The organism is Parabacteroides acidifaciens, from assembly GCF_003363715.1.
Taxonomy (GTDB): domain Bacteria; phylum Bacteroidota; class Bacteroidia; order Bacteroidales; family Tannerellaceae; genus Parabacteroides; species Parabacteroides acidifaciens.
On the sequence record NZ_QREV01000102.1, the window covers coordinates 1 to 5,268 of the forward strand.

The following is a 5,268-nucleotide window of genomic DNA, read 5'->3' on the forward strand; positions in this document are numbered from 1 at the left end:
GTACAAGACTATTATAGTAGCGATAGATATTCCAAGAAAGTGAATGAAGTCCCCCCCCATGAAATATCGGGTGAGCCGTGATCCCTTTTCGGGGTGATCCATGATTATCGGGTGAGTCGAAGAAAGCGATTATATACAAAAAGCGAGCTGATATAAATTATATCAGCTCGCTTTTTGTGTCGGGGTACCAAGATTCGAACTTGGGACCCCCTGCTCCCAAAGCAGGTGCGCTAACCGGACTGCGCTACACCCCGTTTTTTTGCAACCCCTTTATTTTCGATTGCGGTGCAAAGGTACGTATTTATTTTTAACTACCAAATATTTCATTGTCTTTTTTATTTGCGTACATTCGCAACAGAATAGGAGATGATTACAGCAACATGTATACCACCTTTATTAATTTTAGAATGAACATATTACAAACCAATCTGTTATATACCATAAGGTAAAACAAAAATTTAATAATTAAGAAATATGACAATCGCTTATATACGTACATATTCTAATAAACAACAAACAGAGAGTCAAAAAAATGCAATCGAACAATTTGCTAAAGCAAAAAAAATTAAGATTGATAAGTGGTTGAAAGATGCTAAAAATTCTCCGAAGGGGAAAAACAAGCTCGAAGACGTAATAAAAAATCTGCAAGAAGGAGATATCCTCATTGTTTCCGATGTCACTCGCCTTAGCCGGAAATTGATGGAGATAATGCATTTGATATTATTATGTATAGAGAAAAAAGTAACGCTTTACTGCATCAAGGAAGGATATTCGTTTGAAGATAACGTAGACAGCAAAACGCTTGCCTTTACATTCGGGCTTGTCTCCGAAATAGAAAGTAAACTTATCTCCGCCCGGACAAAAGAAGCATTGACGGCCAGCAAAAACAGCGGAACAAAATTAGGACGCCCATTGGGAAGCCCCAAAACAGAATTTCTTCTCTCCCAGAAAAGCCGGATTGAAAGAGAACTGAAAGAAGAAAATGCAACATACGCCGAACTGGCTGACTACTATAAAGTATCTTTGAGCGGCTTCAAACGTTTCGTTCGGGAAAACATTCCGGATGTACCTTCAAGAAGAAAGAAAAAGAATATTGAATAAACATAGAACAAGGACGATACTAAACATAGATAACTCGAGTAGTATCGTCCTTTTTTCACAGTAATTCCATCCTTATTTCAGAGCAGCAAGCACTTGCGGCATCATCGTCCAGACACTGTTTTCGTCTTGGGCTGTATAAATGTTTCCATCTATTTCCGATTTATTGTCTGTCGCCTTTCCTTTCTGGATAGCCGGTTTTGCAAGCGGATGGACGGCAACAGTCTTCCCATCTACAGCACCAGCCATATCAAACAGCATAGCAGCCGCGCAATGTCCAATCATGATTTTACCTTTCTGACCGAATGCAGCAATGACAGCCATCAAATCCTGGTTGTAAGCCTCACCGGCATGTTGTGCAAACTGCGGGATCGCATCGCCACAGGAAAAGACCATTGCATCAAACTCATCTTCATGTCCTTTCAGGTTTGCAATGACATCGTCTGCAAACAAGGTGATGCCTGAGTTGGTTTTGATCTCCTTTGTGCTGCTGACTGCAAACACTTTGTAAGATATACCATTTTCAAAAAACGCTTCCAGATACTGGAATAAACCAAATCCGTTTACCGGATTCACTGCCAAAACGGCGACTTTCTTTGCCATGATAATAATAATTTTAGTGATACAATAGTTCTTTTTCGTAACTTTATTACTTTTGTACAGCAAAGATAAGCAGTCTGATTCGGTAAAACAAGAAGGCACCTCTGAATAAGCTACTTACATCGATGTAACCATTGTTGATATACAAGACACTACATACAAGAAAAATATGAAAGATTTTCATCCTACCGGAACTTGTCCCATCCGGGACATCTTGTGCAGGCTCGGCGACAAGTGGTCGATGCTTGTTATGATCACGCTGAACACGAATGGAACAATGCGTTTCAGCGATATCCAAAAAACAATCTCTGACATCTCCCAGCGTATGCTGACCGTAACGCTGCGGACATTGGAGACCGACGGACTTGTTTCGAGGACAGTCTATGCCGAAGTACCTCCCCGCGTAGAATACCAGCTGACGGAAACAGGCAAAACCCTGATGCCTCACATCGAAAATCTTGTCGGATGGGCATTGGAACACATGACGGATATATTCGACAACCGGAAAAAAACAGAACGGCAGCAACCGGCATAAGTCACGAGAGCCGTTTTCTTTCATTTTTTATCTTTATCTTTGCGCCAAACTAATAATTAATCATCTTGGCAAGAAATAAGAAACAGTTGCCTTTATTAGAAAAGGTAACGATAACAGATGTAGCCGCAGAAGGAAAGGCTATCGCGAGGGTTAACGACATGGTGGTATTTGTACCTTTCGTCGCACCCGGAGACGTCATTGACATACAATTGACACGCAAGAAACATAGTTACGCAGAAGGAAAAGCGGTGCATTTCCATGAATATTCCCCCCAACGGGCAGTGCCGTTCTGCGAACATTTCGGTGTATGCGGCGGCTGTAAATGGCAGCATCTTCCGTATGAGGAACAGATACGTTATAAACACAAACAGGTAATTGACAACCTGACGCGCATCGGCAAGATCGAGATGGAAGAAGTCCTCCCGATCAAGGGTTCCAAACATACGACCTTCTACCGCAACAAACTCGAATTTACCTTCTCCAACAAGAAATGGCTGACGGAAGAAGAGGTGAAAACCGGCACCAAATTCGATTGTATGAATGCCGTCGGGTTCCATATTCCCGGCATGTTCGATAAGGTGCTCGATATTCACAAGTGTTGGCTACAGAATGAGATTTCCAACCGCATCCGTTTGGCTGTCAAAGATTACTGTCTGACGCACGAGGGCTATCCGTTCTTCGACCTCCGCAACCAGGAAGGGTTCGTCCGTACGCTGATGATCCGCACTGCTTCGACGGGCGATCTGATGGTTGTGCTGGTATTCTTTTACGAAGATACGGAACGCCGTGAAGCGCTCCTCTCCTACGTGGCTGAGCAGTTTCCGGAAATCACTTCGTTGATGTATGTGATCAATGAGAAATGCAACGATACGATTACCGACCAGGAAGTAATTGTCTTTCGCGGAAAGGATCATATCATTGAAGAGATGGAGGGACTTCAGTTCAAGGTCGGCCCGAAATCATTCTACCAGACCAACAGCGAGCAGGCTTACGAGCTGTATAAAGTTGCCCGCGAGTTCGCCGGATTGACCGGCAATGAGATGGTTTACGACCTCTACACCGGAACCGGAACAATCGCCAACTTCGTCTCTCGCCAGGCAAAGAAAGTGATCGGCATCGAATACGTGCCCGAAGCGATTGAAGACGCCAAGGTTAATTCGGCACTGAATAAGATCGAGAATACATTGTTCTATGCCGGCGATATGAAGGATATCCTGACACAGGACTTCATCAACCAACACGGCCGTCCGGATGTTATTATCACAGACCCGCCCCGTGCCGGTATGCATGACGACGTGATCAACACGATCCTCTTTGCCGAACCGGAACGTATCGTCTACGTAAGCTGCAACCCGGCGACACAGGCCCGCGACCTGAGCCTGCTCAGCGTGAAATATGCTGTCAAGAAGGTTCAGCCGGTGGATATGTTCCCACATACGCATCATGTGGAGAATGTTGTGCTGCTGGAGAAGCGGAGAGTTGAAAGTTGAAAATTGAAAGTTGAAAGTTATATGAATAAGGTTGTCTTTCTGTTTTTTGCGACGCTGTTGCTGTCGGGCTGTAATCGTGCCAGGCAGCAAGAGAGGCAGGAGGATGATGTTACGATCGACCTGCCGCAACTCAAGGCACAGGGCGAGATAACCGCCGTCACGCTCTACAGTTCGACCTCCTATTTCCAGTACAAGATGCAGTCGATGGGTTACGAATACGAACTGATCAAGGACTTCGCCCGCTCGGAAGGCTTGAAGCTGAATATGAAAGTAGCCGAAAGCCCGGCGCGGCTGATCGAGATGCTGGAAGCAGGCGAAGCCGACGTCGTGGCTTACCCGATCCAGATCAGTAACCAGCTGAAAGACCAGGTGATCTATTGCGGCCGGGAGGAACAGGACAGCCAGGTACTTATCCAGCGTGCCAACAAAGGCGACAAAGTGATTACCGACGTAACGGAATTGCTTGGAAAAGAGGTTTACGTAAAGCCGGGCACCCGTTATTACGAACGGCTGAAGAATCTGGATGAGGAACTGGGCGGCGGTATTCATATCCATATAGTGGATGCCGATACGGTGACAACAGAAGACCTCATCAGTATGGTTTCGCAGGGAGAAATCCCCTACACCGTGAGCGACGAGAATATTGCCCGCCTGAACAAGACCTATTTCTGGAACCTGAACGTCTCCTTAAAGATCAGTTTCCTGCAACGCTCTTCGTGGGTAGTTCGCAAAAGCAGTCCCCAACTGGCTAAGGCGATCGACAACTGGGCGTCCGACAAGGCGGGGACACATGTCTACAAGGCATTGATCAAACGCTACTTCGAACTCAGCAAGCAACCCATCACAGCCGAACTGCCGGAAGTCAAGAACGGCCATATCTCCCCTTACGACGACCTCTTCCGCAAACATGCCAAGAACATCGGTTGGGACTGGCAGTTGTTAGCCTCCATCGGTTACCAGGAATCCCGTTTCAATCCGGATGTCGTCTCATGGGCCGGCGCCGAAGGGTTGATGGGCATCATGCCGAACACGGCTAAGGCATTAGGTGTAACGCCTCATGAACTGAAAGAGCCGGATACGGGTATCCGTACGGGTGTGGATTGCCTGCGCCGTTTCCGCCAGGGTTTCGGGAAGGTGACAGACCCGGTCGAGAAGATCAAGTTTACGTTGGCTTCCTACAATGCCGGCATCGGGCATATCTACGACGCACAGCGGCTGGCAGAGAAGTACGGCAAGAATTCTTATGTCTGGGACGACAACGTGGCCGAATATATCCGTCTGAAGAACGATCCGGAATACTACAACGATCCGGTCTGTAAGCACGGTTACCTGCGTGGCTCGGAAACCTTCAATTATGTGCGCGAGGTGATGGAACGCTACCACTATTACCTGGATAAAACAAAAGCAAAATAGCCCCGCCCTCTAAAGCCTCTCATCCCATAATTCATAATTCTTAACTCATAATCCTCCTCTTTCCTGCATTTGTCCCACGAATTGTCCCACGGGTTTTTATGGCAGTTCGGGTAGTTAGTGATACTTTTGCCC

Annotated in this window: 5 protein-coding genes and 1 tRNA gene; 4 read left to right on the forward strand and 2 right to left on the reverse strand. The window is 46.3% G+C overall.

The genetic code is table 11. The features are described from left to right. Window positions 1-179: 179 nt before the first annotated feature. Window positions 180-254 (reverse strand) — tRNA-Pro (locus DWU89_RS20135). Between the two features lie 220 nt (window positions 255-474). On the opposite strand from DWU89_RS20135, the gene DWU89_RS20140 reads away from it, so the two are divergent. Next, window positions 475-1,101 (forward strand): recombinase family protein, encoded by a 627-nt coding sequence (locus DWU89_RS20140; protein ID WP_115501414.1) that lies wholly within the window; start codon window positions 475-477, stop codon window positions 1,099-1,101. Window positions 1,102-1,173: 72 nt separating this feature from the next. Here DWU89_RS20140 and DWU89_RS20145 read toward each other — a convergent pair whose 3' ends face one another. Next, window positions 1,174-1,701, reverse strand: coding sequence for a DJ-1/PfpI family protein (locus tag DWU89_RS20145; RefSeq protein ID WP_115501415.1), 528 nt, complete (start codon window positions 1,699-1,701; stop codon window positions 1,174-1,176). A gap of 166 nt (window positions 1,702-1,867) precedes the next feature. Here DWU89_RS20145 and DWU89_RS20150 point away from each other — a divergent pair, with 166 nt between their 5' ends. The 3 genes from DWU89_RS20150 (at window position 1,868) to DWU89_RS20160 (ending at window position 5,136) form a co-directional block, all read left to right on the forward strand. Next, on the forward strand, window positions 1,868-2,233 hold the full coding sequence (locus DWU89_RS20150; protein WP_115501416.1) for a winged helix-turn-helix transcriptional regulator: 366 nt from the start codon (window positions 1,868-1,870) through the stop codon (window positions 2,231-2,233). Between the two features lie 65 nt (window positions 2,234-2,298). Further along, window positions 2,299-3,723, forward strand: a complete 1,425-nt coding sequence (rlmD, locus tag DWU89_RS20155) for a 23S rRNA (uracil(1939)-C(5))-methyltransferase RlmD (protein WP_115501417.1) — start codon at window positions 2,299-2,301, stop codon at window positions 3,721-3,723. Window positions 3,724-3,744: 21 nt separating this feature from the next. After that, window positions 3,745-5,136 (forward strand): MltF family protein, encoded by a 1,392-nt coding sequence (locus DWU89_RS20160; RefSeq protein ID WP_115501418.1) that lies wholly within the window; start codon window positions 3,745-3,747, stop codon window positions 5,134-5,136. The last annotated feature ends 132 nt before the right edge of the window (window positions 5,137-5,268 follow it).

Coding starts and splice junctions, on each gene's coding strand:
- DWU89_RS20140 (WP_115501414.1), top strand. CDS start 475: ATGACAATCGCTTATATACGTACATATTCTAATAAACAACAAACAGAG.
- DWU89_RS20145 (WP_115501415.1), bottom strand. CDS start 1,701: ATGGCAAAGAAAGTCGCCGTTTTGGCAGTGAATCCGGTAAACGGATTT.
- DWU89_RS20150 (WP_115501416.1), top strand. CDS start 1,868: ATGAAAGATTTTCATCCTACCGGAACTTGTCCCATCCGGGACATCTTG.
- DWU89_RS20160 (WP_115501418.1), top strand. CDS start 3,745: ATGAATAAGGTTGTCTTTCTGTTTTTTGCGACGCTGTTGCTGTCGGGC.